Source organism: Pseudomonas bijieensis (assembly GCF_013347965.1).
GTDB lineage: Bacteria > Pseudomonadota > Gammaproteobacteria > Pseudomonadales > Pseudomonadaceae > Aquipseudomonas > Aquipseudomonas bijieensis.
Window position 1 is genome coordinate 5,560,621 of sequence record NZ_CP048810.1, and the last position, 15,530, is coordinate 5,576,150.

At 62.9% G+C, this 15,530-nt stretch carries 12 protein-coding genes and 1 pseudogene; 10 read left to right on the plus strand and 3 right to left on the minus strand.

Annotated features, from left to right (window positions below; genetic code table 11):
- Positions 1 to 137: 137 nt before the first annotated feature.
- Positions 138 to 1,055, minus strand: a complete 918-nt coding sequence (metR, locus tag GN234_RS24525) for a transcriptional regulator MetR (RefSeq protein ID WP_060740854.1) — start codon at positions 1,053 to 1,055, stop codon at positions 138 to 140.
- A 107-nt stretch (positions 1,056 to 1,162) separates the two neighbouring features.
- Between metR and metE the strand changes: the two genes are divergently transcribed.
- Together metE and GN234_RS24535 are read left to right on the plus strand one after the other, a co-directional pair.
- Entirely contained in the window at positions 1,163 to 3,475 is a 2,313-nt protein-coding gene (gene metE, locus GN234_RS24530; RefSeq protein ID WP_176689200.1) for a 5-methyltetrahydropteroyltriglutamate--homocysteine S-methyltransferase, read from the plus strand.
- A gap of 255 nt (positions 3,476 to 3,730) precedes the next feature.
- On the plus strand, positions 3,731 to 4,750 hold the full coding sequence (locus GN234_RS24535; protein ID WP_109753758.1) for an alpha/beta fold hydrolase: 1,020 nt from the start codon (positions 3,731 to 3,733) through the stop codon (positions 4,748 to 4,750).
- A 191-nt stretch (positions 4,751 to 4,941) separates the two neighbouring features.
- Here GN234_RS24535 and GN234_RS24540 read toward each other — a convergent pair whose 3' ends face one another.
- Positions 4,942 to 5,823: a LysR substrate-binding domain-containing protein gene (locus tag GN234_RS24540; protein WP_176689201.1), complete on the minus strand. Its 882-nt coding sequence runs from the start codon at positions 5,821 to 5,823 to the stop codon at positions 4,942 to 4,944.
- Positions 5,824 to 5,977: 154 nt separating this feature from the next.
- Here GN234_RS24540 and GN234_RS24545 point away from each other — a divergent pair, with 154 nt between their 5' ends.
- The 6 genes from GN234_RS24545 to GN234_RS24570 all read left to right on the plus strand — a co-directional run bounded on the left by GN234_RS24545 (position 5,978) and on the right by GN234_RS24570 (position 13,481).
- Positions 5,978 to 7,615 (plus strand): 5-guanidino-2-oxopentanoate decarboxylase, encoded by a 1,638-nt coding sequence (locus GN234_RS24545; protein WP_109753760.1) that lies wholly within the window; start codon positions 5,978 to 5,980, stop codon positions 7,613 to 7,615.
- The gene (locus tag GN234_RS24550; RefSeq protein ID WP_176689202.1) at positions 7,612 to 9,060 is read left to right on the plus strand and encodes an aldehyde dehydrogenase family protein; all 1,449 of its coding nucleotides are present in this window, start codon (positions 7,612 to 7,614) and stop codon (positions 9,058 to 9,060) included. Before GN234_RS24545 ends, GN234_RS24550 begins: the two co-directional genes overlap by 4 nt.
- Positions 9,061 to 9,275: 215 nt before the next feature.
- Positions 9,276 to 10,379 (plus strand): ABC transporter substrate-binding protein, encoded by a 1,104-nt coding sequence (locus GN234_RS24555; RefSeq protein WP_109753762.1) that lies wholly within the window; start codon positions 9,276 to 9,278, stop codon positions 10,377 to 10,379.
- Positions 10,380 to 10,656: 277 nt separating this feature from the next.
- Positions 10,657 to 11,565, plus strand: a complete 909-nt coding sequence (locus GN234_RS24560; protein WP_176689203.1) for an ABC transporter permease — start codon at positions 10,657 to 10,659, stop codon at positions 11,563 to 11,565.
- A complete protein-coding gene (locus GN234_RS24565; RefSeq protein ID WP_109753764.1) occupies positions 11,562 to 12,410 on the plus strand; it encodes an ABC transporter permease in 849 nt (282 codons plus the stop codon). The genes GN234_RS24560 and GN234_RS24565 overlap by 4 nt, the downstream gene beginning before the upstream one ends.
- A 15-nt stretch (positions 12,411 to 12,425) precedes the next feature.
- A complete protein-coding gene (locus GN234_RS24570) occupies positions 12,426 to 13,481 on the plus strand; it encodes an ABC transporter ATP-binding protein (RefSeq protein WP_116833347.1) in 1,056 nt (351 codons plus the stop codon).
- Between the two features lie 154 nt (positions 13,482 to 13,635).
- On the opposite strand, the gene GN234_RS24575 is transcribed toward GN234_RS24570, so the two are convergent.
- Positions 13,636 to 14,565, minus strand: a complete 930-nt coding sequence (locus GN234_RS24575; RefSeq protein ID WP_109753766.1) for an AraC family transcriptional regulator — start codon at positions 14,563 to 14,565, stop codon at positions 13,636 to 13,638.
- A 325-nt stretch (positions 14,566 to 14,890) separates the two neighbouring features.
- On the opposite strand from GN234_RS24575, the gene GN234_RS24580 reads away from it, so the two are divergent.
- Together GN234_RS24580 and GN234_RS24585 are read left to right on the plus strand one after the other, a co-directional pair.
- On the plus strand, positions 14,891 to 15,244 hold the full coding sequence (locus tag GN234_RS24580) for a putative quinol monooxygenase (protein ID WP_109753767.1): 354 nt from the start codon (positions 14,891 to 14,893) through the stop codon (positions 15,242 to 15,244).
- A 43-nt stretch (positions 15,245 to 15,287) separates the two neighbouring features.
- Positions 15,288 to 15,522: pseudogene (locus tag GN234_RS24585) on the plus strand (hypothetical protein).
- Positions 15,523 to 15,530 lie beyond the last annotated feature (8 nt).

The following is a 15,530-nucleotide window of genomic DNA, read 5'->3' on the forward strand; positions in this document are numbered from 1 at the left end:
GAGGGGATTTATCCCCGTTGGGCTGCGAAGCGGCCCTAAAGCAGTGAACTCAATCTTCCTGACACACCGAGCTGCCTGGCTTGGGGGCTGCTTCGCAGCCCAGCGGGGATAAATCCCCTCGCCACAAAGGCCGCCAGTCAGCGCACGGCACTGACCCCATCCAATGTCGAAAACGAGGTGTCCTTGGCCGTCAGCAGAAAATCGCGCATGTACGGCGCGTCGAGCATGTCGGTCCGCACCGCCGCATACAGCGTGGCAAACAAGCCTTTCTCCCCCAGCCGCTTGGCCTTCACGTAACCCCGCGAGCTGTATTCATGCAGGGCCCAGTGCGGCATGCCGCAGACGCCACGGCCGCTGGCCACCAGTTGCATCATCATCACCGTCAATTCAGAGGTACGGACCTGGGCCGGTTCGATGTCGGCCGGTTCCAGGAAACGGGTGAAGATGTCCAGCCGGTCGCGCTCCACCGGGTAGGTGATCAGGGTTTCGCTGATCAGGTCCTCGGGCACGATGTAGGGCTTGCCCGCCAGCCGATGCTGGTTGGCGACGGCGAGCATCGCTTCGTAGGTGAACAGCGGCACGTACGTGATGCCGGCCAGCTCCAGCGGGTCGGAGGTCACCACCAGGTCGAGGTCGCCCCGGGCCAGGGCCGGCAATGGAGCGAAGGCGAAGCCCGAGGCCAGGTCCAGTTCGACTTCCGGCCAGGCATCGCGGAACTGGTCGATGGTCGGCATCAACCACTGGAAGCAGCTATGGCACTCGATGGCCATGTGCAGGCGCCCGGCGGTGCCGCCAGCCAAGCGGGCGATGTCCCGTTCAGCACTGCGCAGCAACGGCAGGGCGGCATCGGCCAGTTGCAACAGGCGCAGGCCGGCGCTGGTGAAGCGCACGGGCTTGGTCTTGCGCACGAACAACTGCATGCCCAGGCGCTCTTCCAGTTCCTTGAACTGGTGGGAGAGAGCGGACTGGGTCAGGTGCAGGCGTTCGGCGGCTTCGACCAGGCTGTCGGCTTCGCGCAGGGCGTGCAGGGTCTTGAGGTGACGGAGTTCAAGCACCGTGGGCTCCATGAGTAAAACTTGTGATCAACACGAAAATGTTGAGTTTGTCTCATGTGGGCCGTGCTGTCGACAATAGCGCCATCTTTTATAGGAGGACGCACACCATGGCCCTGGCCCACACCCTCGGTTTTCCCCGCATCGGCGCCGACCGCGAACTGAAAAAAGCCCTCGAAGCCTACTGGAAGGGCGACCTGGCCCCGGCCGCGCTGCAAGCGGTGGGACGCGAACTGCGGGCCCGGCACTGGCAATTGCAGAAAGACGCCGGCATTGACCTGCTGCCCGTCGGCGACTTTGCCTGGTACGACCAGGTGCTGGGCCATACCTTGACCCTGGGCGCCGTCCCACAACGTTTCCACGGCACCTTGAATGCCCAGGGCCGACCGACCCTCGACACCCTGTTCGCCATGGCCCGTGGCGCCACGGCCAGTTGCTGCAATGCCGACCACGGCCAGGCGCAATACGCCCAGGAGCTGACCAAGTGGTTCGACACTAACTACCACTACCTGGTCCCGGAATTTTCCGCCGACCAGACCTTCGCCCTGAGCTGGGAGCAGTTGTTCGATGAAGTGGACGAGGCCCATGCCTTGGGCCATCAGGTCAAACCGGTAATCATCGGCCCGTTGACCTACTTGTGGCTGGGCAAGGCCAAGGGTGCGGATTTCGACAAGCTCGGCCTGCTGGAGCGTCTGTTGCCGGTCTACGGGGAAATCCTCAATCGGCTCAAGGCTCAGGGCGTGGAGTGGGTGCAGATCGACGAACCGATCCTCACCCTCGACCTGCCCCAGGCCTGGAAAAGCGCGTTCGAGCGTGCCTATCACATCCTCCAGTATTCGCCGCTGAAAAAACTGGTGGCGACTTATTTCAGTGGCCTGGAAGACAACCTCGGCCTGGCGGTGAGCCTGCCGGTGGACGGCTTGCACATCGACGCGGTGCGCGCCCCGGAACAATTGGGCCAAGTGCTGGACCGCCTGCCGACCTACAAGATTCTCTCGGTGGGCCTGGTCAATGGTCGCAACATTTGGCGCTGCGAGCTGGAACAGGCGCTGGCGCAACTGCAACCGGCCCAGGAGCGCTTTGGCGACAACCTCTGGGTCAGCACTTCGTGCTCGCTGTTGCACAGCCCGGTGGACCTGGAACGCGAAGACCGGCTCGATCCGGAACTCAAAAGCTGGCTGGCCTTTGCCGTGCAGAAGTGCGGTGAGGTGGCGGTGTTGCGCGATGCGCTCAACGATCCACAGGCCCCGGGTGTACAGCAGGCCCTGGCCGTCAGCCGTGACGTGCAGACCGGTCGCGCCAGCTCGACGCGCATTCATAAAGCCGAGGTTCAGGCGCGCCTGGCGGCCATCGGGCCACAGGACAGCCAGCGGTGTTCGCCGTTTGCCAAGCGCATCGAGAAGCAGCGTGCCCGACTGAAACTGCCCCCTTTTCCCACCACCACCATCGGCTCCTTCCCGCAGACCCCGGCGATCCGCCTGGCGCGTCAGGCTTATAAGCAAGGCAAGCTGTCGGCCAACGATTATCAGGATGCCATGCATACCGAGATCCGCCATGCCGTGCAGATCCAGGAACGCCTGGGCCTGGATGTGCTGGTGCACGGTGAAGCCGAGCGCAACGACATGGTGGAATACTTCGCCGAGCAACTGGACGGCTACGCCTTCACCCGTTTCGGCTGGGTGCAGAGCTATGGCTCGCGTTGCGTGAAGCCGGCGATCATTTATGGAGACGTCAGCCGACCGAATGCCATGACCGTCGACTGGATCCGCTACGCGCAAAGCCTGACCGACAAGGTCATGAAAGGCATGCTCACCGGTCCCGTGACCATGCTGATGTGGTCGTTCCCCCGCGAAGACGTGTCGCGCCAGGTCCAGGCCCGACAACTGGCCCTGGCCCTGCGCGACGAAGTGCTGGACCTGGAAAAGGCCGGGATCAAGATCGTGCAGATCGACGAGGCGGCGTTCCGCGAAGGTCTGCCTTTGCGTCGCGGGCAATGGCAGGCGTACCTGGACTGGGCCGTGGAGGCCTTCCGCTTGAGCGCATCGGGCGTGGGCGACGAAACCCAGATCCATACCCACATGTGCTATAGCGAATTCAACGACGTGATCCAGGCCATCGCCGACATGGACGCCGATGTCATCACCATCGAAACCTCGCGCTCGGACATGGAACTGCTCGACGCGTTCGAGGCCTTCGACTACCCCAATGACATCGGTCCGGGCGTCTACGACATCCACTCGCCACGGGTGCCGGACACCGCCGAGATGATCGCGCTGATGAGCAAGGCAGTGAAACGAATCGCGCCTGAGCGGCTGTGGGTCAACCCTGACTGCGGGCTGAAAACCCGGGGCTGGCCGGAGACGGAAGCGGCGTTGGTGAACATGGTGGCGGCGGCGCGGCAGTTGCGCAGCCAGCTGGCCTGAAACCGGTACCTTGAGCCGGGACTTGTGGGAGCAAAGCTTGCTCGCGATGAAGCCAACGCGATCTTTCTGGAATCGAGGTGCCTGTATCGCGAGCAAGCTTTGCTCCCACAGATACATCCTTTCCCACAGATACATCCTTCGCGCAGGCAACCACTCGGCAATCTTCATCAAACTGTCACGCAACTGTGGCAGCGCGCTTGAACAAACTTCATCAGACTCGCGCTCTACTGGGGTTCTGCGTTTCGGTGTTTCTTCATGCGTGTATTCATTTTCCTGGCCGCGTTGTTTTTCGGCCTGCCGTCGATGGCGGCGTCTCGTTGTGATGTCAATGTTGCGACCCAACGTGTCGATCTGGATCAGGTGAGCCTGGCCTACCAGAGCGTTGGCCGTGCTTCCGATCCGGCATTGCTGCTGGTGATGGGCCTGGGCGGGCAGTTGATCCATTGGCCGGATGAAGTGGTGGTCGCCTTGTGCGAGCAAGGTTTCCGGGTGATCCGCTACGACAACCGCGACGTCGGCCTGTCCACCTGGCGCCAGGCGCCCGGCAGCGCCAACCTGACCTTCGAAGCCCTGCGTTACAAGCTCGGCTTGCCCGTGGCCGCGCCTTATACCTTGACCGATATGGCTGACGACGGGCTGGGGTTGATGGATGCCTTGCAGGTGCAAAGCTTCCACGTGTTGGGTGTGAGCATGGGCGGGATGATCGCCCAGCACATGGCCGCCATGGCGCCGCAGCGGGTCGAAAGCCTGACCCTGATCATGACCAGTTCCGGTGCCGAAGGCCTGCCCGCACCCAGCGCCGCGCTGGTGCAGTTGCTATCGCGCCGCAGTGCGCCGAATCGCGAAGCGGCATTGCAACAACAGGCCGACCTGCTGGCCGCGCTGGGCAGTCCGATGGTGGTGGATGATCGCCAGGTATTGCTGCATCAGGCTGCCGTGGCCTATGACCGGGCCTTCAATCCCGAAGGCGTGAAGCGCCAGATCATGGCGATCATGGCCGAGCCGAGCCGGGTGGCGCTGCTCAACCAACTGCGAGTGCCGACCCTGGTGGTCCACGGCACCGCCGACCCTTTGCTGCCAGTGATGCACGGCGTGCACTTGGCGGCGCACATCCAAGGCAGTCAATTGAAACTGATCCCGGGCCTGGCCCATCGCTTCCAGGATGCATTCAAGGCACCGTTGCTGGGGGCGGTTTTGCCGTACCTGCAGCAGCATCGCGAAGACACTTCGCACTGGGCGCAGATCGAGCCGGTGCAGGCGCCGAATCTGCTCTGATAGCACCTTCTTTTTAAAGGACTGGGCTTTTGTGGCGAGGGAGCTTGCTCCCGCTGGGCTGCGCAGCAGCCCCTAGGGTTCAGCCCGAGGCATCAAGGTGGCTGGGTAGATTATGGGGTTGCTTTGCAACCCAGCGGGAGCAAGCTCCCTCGCCACAGTTTCATTCACCTTTGAAGGGGGAGGGTCAGCCTCTACCGCGCTTGAGCCTGCTCCACCAACCACCTCATCAATTCCTGCAACGGCCCCGATGACTCGGGCTTGCGCGGGTGCACCAGGTGATAGCCCAGCCCGGTCTGGACCTTCAGCTCGAACGGCATCACCAGCCTGCCGGCGCTCAGGTCGTCGCCGATCAACGACCAGTCGCCAATCGCCACGCCTGTGCCCTGGGAGGCCATGGACATCGCCAGGTCCAGGGTTTCGAAGTGCTGGCCCTTGCTGACATTGCTCAAGTGCACATCGGCCGCTTCCAGCCAGGCGTTCCAGTCGCGCTCGTCACGGGTGGGGTGCAACAGCAGGTGTTGTTGCAGGTCGGCGGGTTCACGCAGAGGTACGGAGCCTTCCAGGACCGGGCGAGAACAGACAGGCGTCAGTTGTTCATCGAACAGGTGCAGGCACGTCAATGAGGCATCGGGTGGCGGACCATAGATCACCGCGGCGTCGAAGGCTTCACGCTGGAAATCCACACCGTGCCTGACCGTGGTGGTCAGCTCCACCGGTACGTCCGGCCGTTCCTTCTGCCATTGCAACAGACGTGGCAGCAGCCAGCGCATCACACAGGTCGGGGCCTTGAGTTGCAGGGTCTGGCGCTTTTCACCGATCTGCTCCACCGCTTCGCCGATCAGGCTGAACACCTGCTGCACCCGTGGCAGCCACGCCAGGCCCTCGGCGGTCAGGCTCAGGCCGCGCGCCTGGCGCTGGAACAGCGCATAACCCAAATGATCTTCCAGCCCGGCGATCTGTCGGCTCACCGCGCCCTGGGTGATGTGCAGCTGCTCGGCGGCCCGGGTGAAGTTGCAGCACTGGGCCGTGATCAGAAACGTATGGAGCGCCGGCAGCGGGGGAAGTCGTTTCATTTCGGATCCAAGCCATGACGTGAGGACATGGCTAGTATGACTTTTTATCCATTGTTGCCGCTATGGTCGGACCGTTCCAATAACGCCATTCCCCAAACAAAAAGGGACCCGCCGCGTGCTGTGCGGAGCCCTTTACAAGAAAAAGGCAATGGCAATGGCGACGTGTGGCGAAGTACTGGTCAAGTTACTCGAAGGTTATGGCGTGGAGCAGGTGTTCGGCATCCCCGGCGTGCACACCGTCGAGTTGTACCGCGGGCTGGCCCGTTCCAGCATCCGCCATGTGACCCCGCGTCACGAGCAGGGCGCAGGCTTCATGGCTGACGGCTACGCGCGGGTCAGCGGCAAGCCCGGCGTGTGCTTCATCATCACCGGCCCCGGCATGACCAATATCACCACCGCCATGGGCCAGGCCTACGCCGATTCGATCCCGATGCTGGTGATCTCCAGCGTGCAGTCGCGTAACCAGTTGGGTGGCGGGCGCGGCAAGTTGCATGAATTGCCGAACCAGAGCGCGCTGGTGGGCGGGGTGGCGGCGTTTTCCCACACGCTGATGTCCGCTGCTGAATTGCCCGGCGTGCTGGCCCGGGCTTTTGCCTTGTTCCAGGCCGGGCGGCCGCGACCGGTGCATATCGAAATTCCGTTGGATGTTTTGGTCGAAGACGCTGACGCTTTGCTCGCCAGCACACCGGTGAGCATCAGCCGTGCGGGCGCTGCACCGAGTGCCGTGGAGCAAATGACGGCTATGCTGGCGTCGGCCAAACGGCCCTTGATCCTGGCCGGCGGCGGCGCTCTCGACGCGGCGACCGAATTGACCGAACTGGCCGAACGCCTCGGCGCGCCCGTGGCGTTGACCATCAACGCCAAGGGGATGCTACCGTCCCGGCATCCCCTGCTGATCGGCTCCACCCAGAGCCTGGTCGCTACCCGCGCCCTGGTGGCCGAGGCGGATGTGGTGCTGGCGATCGGCACCGAGCTGGCCGAAACCGACTACGACATCACCTTTGCTGGCGGCTTCGAGATCCCCGGCGCGTTGCTGCGTATCGACATCGACCCGGACCAGACCGTGCGCAACTATCCACCGCGCTTGGCCCTGGTGGCCGACGCACGCACGGCTGCCCGGGCTCTGCTCGACGAGTTGAACGCGCAGCCCTTGGCCGAGCGCTGCGGCGATTGGGGCCCTGCACGCGCCGCGCGGTTGCGGGCCGATCTGGAGGGCGGCTGGGACGCTGCGACCCGCGCCCAGACGCTGTTTCTCGACAGCGTTTTGCAGGCGTTGCCCGACGCGGTATTCGTCGGCGACTCCACCCAGCCGGTGTACACCGGCAACCTGACCTTCAACCTGGAGCGGCCACGTCGCTGGTTCAACTCGTCAACCGGCTACGGCACCCTCGGCTACGCCTTGCCGGCGGCTATCGGCGCCTGGCTCGGCGGCAAGGACCTGGGCCACGGTCGCCCGGCGGTGGTGTGCCTGATTGGCGACGGCGGCTTGCAATTCACCCTGCCGGAGCTGGCCAGCGCCGTGGAGGCGCGCACACCGGTGATCGTGCTGCTGTGGAATAACCAGGGCTACGAAGAGATCAAGAAATACATGGTCAACCGCGCCATCGAACCGGTGGGCGTGGACATCTACACCCCGGACTTCATCGGTGTCGCCAAGGCGTTGGGCTGCGCGGCCGAAGCCATCGACGGCGTAGCGCAACTGCATACCGCATTGCTCGCCGCTTGCGATCGGCAGGGGCCGACGTTGATCGAAATCGACCAGGCAACCTGGATGACGCAGGTGTCGAAATGAATTTCCCTACCACGCAAGACGGGCTGTACATCAACGGTGAGTGGTTGGCCGGCGATCAACCGTTGCGGGTGATCAACCCGGCGACCGAGGCGCTGCTGACCACTGTTTATGGCGGCGACGAACACGCCGTCGATCAGGCCTTGGACGCCGCTACCCAGGCTTTCGGCCCATGGTCGAACACTTCTGGCAGCGAGCGCGGCGCGCTTCTGCGCCGTATCGCCGCTGGCGTGCGGGAAGCCCGTGAGCGGTTGATGCACCTGCAATCGAGCAACAACGGCAAACCGTTGTTCGAAGCGGCCATCGATGTCGACGACGTGGTCGCCACCTTCGAGTATTACGCCGAACTGGCCGAAGGCCTCGACGCCCGCCAGGACAGTCCGCTGGCCTTGCCCAGCGCTGATTTCAGCGCACGCCTGCGCCGCGAACCCTGCGGTGTGGTCGGCTTGATCGTGCCGTGGAATTTCCCGATGGTCACCACCGCCTGGAAACTCGCCCCGGCCCTGGCTGCCGGCTGTTGCGTGGTGCTCAAGCCCTCGGAAGTCACGCCGCTGCCGGAGCTGGAACTGGCATCGATCATCGCCGGCTGCGGTTTGCCCGACGGGGTGTTCAACCTCGTCTGTGGCACCGGCCTGGCAGTCGGGGCGCCGCTGGCGGCGGACCCGCGGGTGGCGAAGATTTCCTTCACCGGCAGCAATGCGGTGGGTGTGCAGGTGATGCAGCGAGCGGCGGAAACGGTCAAGGGCGTGAGCCTGGAGTTGGGCGGCAAATCGTCCTTGCTGGTGCTGGCCGATGCCGATCTGGACCTGGCGGTGGAACTGGCCTGCGGTGGCGGTTTCTTCAATGCCGGGCAGATGTGTTCGGCCACCAGCCGCGTGCTGGTCGCCGATGAACTGGCCGATGAATTCCTGCAACGGCTCAAGACCCGCGCCGAGGCGATCCGCGTGGCCGACCCGTTCGATCCGGACGTGGAGATGGGCGCGCTGGTCAACCAGGCGCAATACCAGCGGGTGCTGGGGCACATCGACCGAGGCTTGAGCGTCGGGGCGACGCTGGTGTGCGGTGGACAGCGTCCCGCGCATCTGTCGCGCGGCTTTTTTTTACAGCCGACCATCTTCACTGACGTGCCCCTGGACAGTGCGTTGTGGTGCGAGGAGATCTTCGGGCCAGTGCTGTGCGTACGCCGTTTCAGCACCCAGGCGCAGGCCATCGCCCTGGCGAACGACAGCCGTTTCGGCCTGGTAGCCAGCGTGGTCAGCCGTGATACGACGACTGCCGAGCAGGTGGCCAACGCGTTACAGGCAGGGCTGGTGTGGATTAACGCACCCCAGGTGATTTTCCCCCAGGCGGCGTGGGGGGGTTACAAGCAGAGCAGTCTCGGCCGTGAATTGGGGCCTTGGGGCTTGGCGGCGTTTCAGGAAATCAAGCATGTGGTCCGGGCGGTCTGACGGCACGTTATCAGGTCACGCATGCCTCGAAAAAAGGCATGCGCGGGGAACATGGCTTCAATGAGTTTTTTTCGATAGTCAGGGATTTTGCACAACCTCAGGATGGCCGCAGGCGGCGGCAAAGCCCAAGCAATACGGGGGTTTGGTCGACGTCGAACGGTGCGGGCGCAACGGTTTTACCCACCTCATACTTAAAAAAATAAAGGGAGTCCTCCATGGGCGAGCATGATCTGAACAGACGTCAATTCATCAAGACTGCAAGTGTGGTTTCGGTAGCGGCGGCCGCCATGAGCGTGCCCTTCATCAGCGCCCGGGCCAGTGACACGCGGTTCGTTGGCAAGACCCTGCGTTTGCTCACCTGGTCCGATGACACCGGGCTGGCGGCGTTGCGCAACATCGCGGCGACCTTCGAGGCCAAGACCGGCGCCAAGGTCATCGCCGACCGCACCGGCAGCACATCGGAAATGGTCGCCAAGCTCAAGGCCGGAGGCGACCGGCCGCAGTACGACATCATCACCCTGGCAGGCGTCGGGGCCGAGGGCCTGGCTGCCGCCGGGCTGCTGGAAAAACCCGACCTCAATCGCATTCCCAACCTGGCCGACGTACCGGCGCAATACCGCACTGGCGCCGGCGGCCATGGCATCGGTTACCTGCTGTGGTGCAACAGCCTGGTCTACAGCACCCGGACCTTGAAACAGGCGCCGGACAGTTACGCCGCCCTGTGGGACGCGGACCTGGCGCCGAACATTTTCCTGCCGCCGCCGAACTGGACCGAGGCCATGGACCTGATCATCATCGCGGCCAAGCTGGCCGGTGGTGACGAGCACAACATCGAACCCGGCTTCAAGAAACTCGCCGAGCTCAAGGACCGGGTGGTGACCCTGGGGGAAAACCCGAACCAGATCGCCGAGTTGTTCCGCACCGGTTCCCTGGACATGGGCGGGTTATACGCGCCGGCGTTTTTTCCCAAGCAGATCCGCGATCCGGCCTACAGCCTGGGGGCGACGTTTGGCATGAAGGAAGGTTTCTACACCGACCTGATGCTCTCGGTCATGCCGAAAAACCGCCCGGGCGACACCGACCTGGCCTACGCCTTCATCGACCACTCCCTCGACCCGCTAGTACAAGGCAAGATGGCCGAAGACATCTTCAACGGCCCGGTCAACGCCAAGGCCATCATCTCCGCCGAAGCGCGCAAGAGCCCGTACATCCTCACCCCGGAGCAAATCGCCGACAAGGCGATCATGCACGACAACGCCTTCCTGGCGACGGTGCATGACCAGTGGATTCGCCGGTACACGGAAATTTTCTCTTCCTGATTCGAACGCCACTGTGTGAGCGGGCTGCTCGCGATAGCGGTGGTTCAGTTGATGGCGATGTTGCCTGTGCCGCCGCTTTCGCGAGCAAGCCCGCTCCCACAGGGAATGGGAGGTGTTCACCGATTTTGTGAGCACCTGAAATCCAGTGTGGGAGCGGGCTTGCTCGCGAAGGCGGTGAAGCAGTCGATGGAGATATTGACTGTGCCTTGCCCTCATCGGAAATGAGTGGATTTGAAATTGTGTTTGTTCTGTCGTTTTCCACTGACGAGACCTTGTTATGGAACACCAACCGTTAACCCATCCCCAAAGTGTTGCGCCGATACGTGCAACCCGGGGCATTTCGCCCACCCGCCGAGCCTGGCTTTTCCTGTCGCCGTCGATGTTGTTTCTCGGCGTGCTGATCGCCGCCAGCCTGTTGGTGCTGCGCATGAGCGTCGGCACCAAGGGAGCGGAGTGGAGCGGCTTCAGCCTCGCCAGTTACGGGCAGTTGCTGGAGCCCTATTACCTCAAGTCCCTGCTGCTGACTTTGCGCCTGGCATTGATTAGCGCAGTGATCGCCGTGCTGCTGGCGATCCCCGTGGCCTACACCATGTCGCGTCTCGCTTCGCCGTTGTTGCGACGGGTGTTCCTGGCGGCGGTGCTGTTGCCGCTGTTGGTCAACCTGCTGCTGCAAAGCTATGGCTGGCTGGTGATCCTCGGTCCGGCCGGCATGCTCAACCAGGCGCTCATGGGCCTGGGCCTGATCAAGCGACCGATCATGTTGCTGTACAACCAGAATGGCGTGCTGATGGGCTTGGTCCAGACCGCGTTCCCCCTGGCTGTGCTGCCCATCGCCAGTGCGATGCGTGGCGTGGCCCGCAGTTATGAAGAGGCCGCAGCCACCCTTGGCGCCAGCCGCTTCCAGGTGTTTCGCCAAGTGGTGCTGCCCATGAGCCTGCCGGGGATCATCACCGGCGCGACGCTGGTGTTTGCCTACAACGCCAGCAGCTTTGTCGTACCGCTGCTGTTGGGCGGTCGACGAGTGCCAATGCTGGCCGTGATGGTTCACGACCAGATCGCCCCGTTGATGAACTGGCCCGCCGCATCCGCCGCCGGGGTGGTGCTGATTGTCACCACGCTGATGATCATGACTCTGTCTGAATATTTCACCGGCCGTCGTCGGCGGATGCTGGAGGCTTCTCAATGAGCGCGCTGAGTAAAAAGCGCCAGTCGCTGTTGCCCGGCGAAACCGGGCGCGCCGTCGGGCTGCTGTCGGGTTTCATCCTGTTGCTGGCGGTGCTGCCGATCCTGACCATGATCGTCATGTCCTTCAGCGGTGCGGCGAACCTGGACTTTCCGCCGAGCAGCTACAGCCTGCAATGGTATCGGGCCGCCTGGCACACCTTTGTGTCGCCGGATGCCAGCGATGTGCTGAGCCTGGGCCAGGCCATGGCGACCAGCCTGTTGGTGGCCTGCCTGACCATGGTGTTCGCCACACTGATCGCGGTGCCGGCGGCCTACGCGCTGACCCGTTGCGAGTTCCGTGGCAAGGCCGTGGCGCTGCAACTGATGTCGCTGCCGCTGGTGTTTCCCATGGTGGTGCTGGGCTTGGCACTGCTGCTGGTGTTCGACAGCCTGCCGTTCCAGATGACCACCTCGCGGCTGGTCATTGCCCACGTCATTTTGGCCTTGCCGTTCGTAGTGAAGAACTGCACCGCCGCCATGCTCGGCATCGGCAGTGAAGTGGAAGAGGCCGCGCGCATGCTGGGGGCCACACCGCAACGGGCCATCGTCGATGTGGTGGTGCCCTTGATGAAGTCGGGGATTCTCGCCGGGATGCTGTTGGCGTTCATCGTCTCGTTCAACGAGTTCACCGTGACCTATTTCCTCTACACCATCGATGTCATGACCGTGCCGATCTGGATGTACAGCCGCACCGTGTCGTCGCTGGACCCCACCGTTTTTTCGTTTGCCGTACTCATCGTGCTGATCGACTTCGTGTTGATCTGGGCGTTGGAGAAACTGGTAGGCGAGGGCGGCGTTTCCTTTTGATTTCGAGGTGAAGACATGACTGGACTGATACTGGAAAACGTCGAGAAACACTACGGCTCGGCCTGTGCGGTAACGGACGTGAACCTGCATTTGCCCGAGGGCAAGCTGGTGTGTTTCCTCGGACCTTCGGGCTGTGGCAAGACCACGCTGCTGCGCATGATTGCCGGCCTGGAAAGCCTCAGCGGCGGTGAAATTCGCCTGGATGGCCAAGACATCGGCCATACCCCGGCGCACCTGCGCAATTTCGGCATGGTGTTTCAATCGTTGGCGTTGTTTCCCCACATGACCGTCGGCGAGAACATTGCCTATCCACTGAAACTGCGCGGCGTGAGCAAGGTCGAGCAACAGGCGCGGGTGGTGGAGTTGCTGGAACTGATCCAGCTCCAGGCGATGATCGACCGGCCAGTGGCGAAGCTTTCCGGCGGCCAGCGCCAGCGCGTGGCGATTGCCCGGGCCATTGCCGCCCGGCCGAAAATCCTCCTGTTGGACGAACCGCTGTCGGCCCTGGACGCCAAGTTGCGCGAGTCGATGCAAGTGGAAATCCGCCAACTGCAACAGCGCTTGAACATCACCACCATTTTGGTGACCCACGATCAGCGCGAAGCCATGACCATGGCCGACATCGTGGTGGTGTTGGGTGAGCACCGGGTGCAACAGGTCGGTACGCCGATCGAGATCTACCGGCACCCGGCCAATGAATTCGTCGCCGATTTCATTGGCTCAGGCAACATCTTTCCGGCGACCACCCTGGGTAACGGCCAGGTCGGGCTGCCGGGTGGGGACACGCTGGACGTGCCGGCCAGCCATAGCGTCAGCGCTGGCGAGAAGATCAAGCTGCTGGTACGTCCCGAAGACTTGCAACTGTCCTCGCCCCAGGTCACGGCGGGCAACCGGTTGCTGGGCAAGGTGACGTTCGTGCGGGACATCGGCGCCACCGTCGAGACCACGGTGGAGTGTTCCGGAATTTCGTTCACGGCGCTGAGCACGCCTTGCCAGGGCATGGACCTGGGCATTGGGCATGCGGTGTCGGTGACCATACCGGCGCAGGCGTGTCGGTTGCTGGGTGCCTGATCTCTAAGGATGTGGTGCTGCGGCTGGCCCCATCGCGAGCAGGCTCGCTCCCACAGGGGATCTTCAGTGAACACAAACTCTATGTTCACCGCAGTTCCAATGTGGGAGCGAGCCTGCTCGCGATGAGGCCGGTACAGACAACTCAAGAATCAGCTCAGACGGTCATCCGCAACCGCGCCAGATCCCGCAGCGGCGGCGCGCCGAACAACCGACTGTACTCGCGGCTGAACTGCGAAGGGCTTTCGTAACCCACCCGATAGCCCGCCGCCGAAGCTTCCAGCCCTTCGGCCAGCATCAGCCGGCGGGCTTCCTGCAAGCGCAGTTGCTTCTGATATTGCAGCGGGCTCATGGCAGTCATGGCCTTGAAGCGGTGATGCAAGGTCGAGACGCTGAGGTTCACTTCCCGGGCCAGGTCATCGATGCGCAACGGTTTTTCGAAATGGCCATTGAGCCATTTGATCGCCTGGCTGATGCGATGGCTCTGACTGTTGGCGATGGCGATTTCGTAGAGCCGATAGCCCTGTGGACTGCGCAGCAAACGGTAGAGAATTTCCCGACGTACCAGGGGCGCGAGCATGGCGATGTCTTTCGGGCTGTCCAGCAACCGCGCCAGGCGCAGCACGGCGTCGAGCGTCGGCGTGTCCAGGCGTTCGACATACAGCCCGCGCCCGGCGGGACGGGTCGGTACACCCAAGGGGCCGGCGTCGGCGATCAACGCGGTGATTTCCGCCGGGTCGATGTCCAGGCGCAAGGCCAGGATCGGCTCCTCGGGCGAGACGTTAGCGATGCAGCCACTCAACGGCATCGACACCGAGACCACCAGGTAATGCAGCGGGTCGTAGTTGAAAAATTCGTCGGCCAGGCGCACCTGCTTGCTGCCCTGGGCCATGATGCACAGCGCCGGCTGCGCCAGCACCGGGGCGAACTTCTGGGGCTTGCTGTGGCGCGACAGATTCAGCGAGCCGATGGCCGTGGCGTAGCTGCCGTCTTCACTGGTATTGCGGTCGATGATCGACGCCAGTTCAGCGCGCTGTTGTTCCAGGTAGGGGTCCAGCGGGACGTGGGCGTGGTCGAGTGGCGACATGCCAGGATCCTCAGGCATAGGGGCGATGGACAAAGCTTATGTTTGTGCAAGGCGCAGCGGTAGCAACATCCTGTTGAAAGCTTGCCTGATCCTGCACGGCGCGAGGGGCCATAACGGTGCAATGCGTTGGAAACTTGCTTGAAACCTTTTGTTTCAACTTTCCGGGCCGTAAGCGAATCGATGGCGGATTTCGTGCTACCGATGCGCAGGATCGTGCAAGGGGTCGGCAGGAATCGACTAACGAAGCTGGCGTCGTGGCGCTTAACCTTTGATCCTGTCGCAGCCTGTCCCCGGCTGCACAACGGATTACCTGGGAGGGTTGAACATGACTACACAGATCCCCGTCAGCCACATGGCTTTTGTCCGCGCCCGCGGCGGTTGCTCCAAGCAACTGGGGGCGCGCCTGAGTACGTTGATCGCGCCTTCGCGCCAGGCTCCCGGTTGCTTGCACTTCGCCTTGCAGCAATCGCAATGCGATGCTGATCTGTGGTTGGTGTCCGGGCTCTGGGTCAACCAACCGTCGATGGACGCCTACTTCAATTCACCGGCCATGGCGATTTTCGCCGAGCTGGTGCAGGACCTGGTGGTGAGCAGCCTGGATTTCCACACGTTCCGCGAAGTCTCCGCCGCCCAGGCGACTGAAGGGTGCCTGGCGCAGGTACACAAACTGGCCGGTTGAGGGTTTAATGAGCGTCATTTTCCACCGCCAGGATGCACGAGATATGGCACGTAAAGCCTTTGAAACCTTTGAAGCTGTTTCCGCGGTCGTTCCCAATGAAGGCGGCGGCTACCATGCCGCCATTGCCACCAAGGCTATTGGCGGCTCCGGTGCGCCGCGTTTCAACAAGGTGCTTGAGGAGCAGACCTTCAAGACAGCTACCGAGGCCGACGATGCGGCCGCCGTGCAGTTGACCCATCTCAAGGGGGGTCGACGACGAGGGTGGGTTGGTCTGGTAATCAGTATT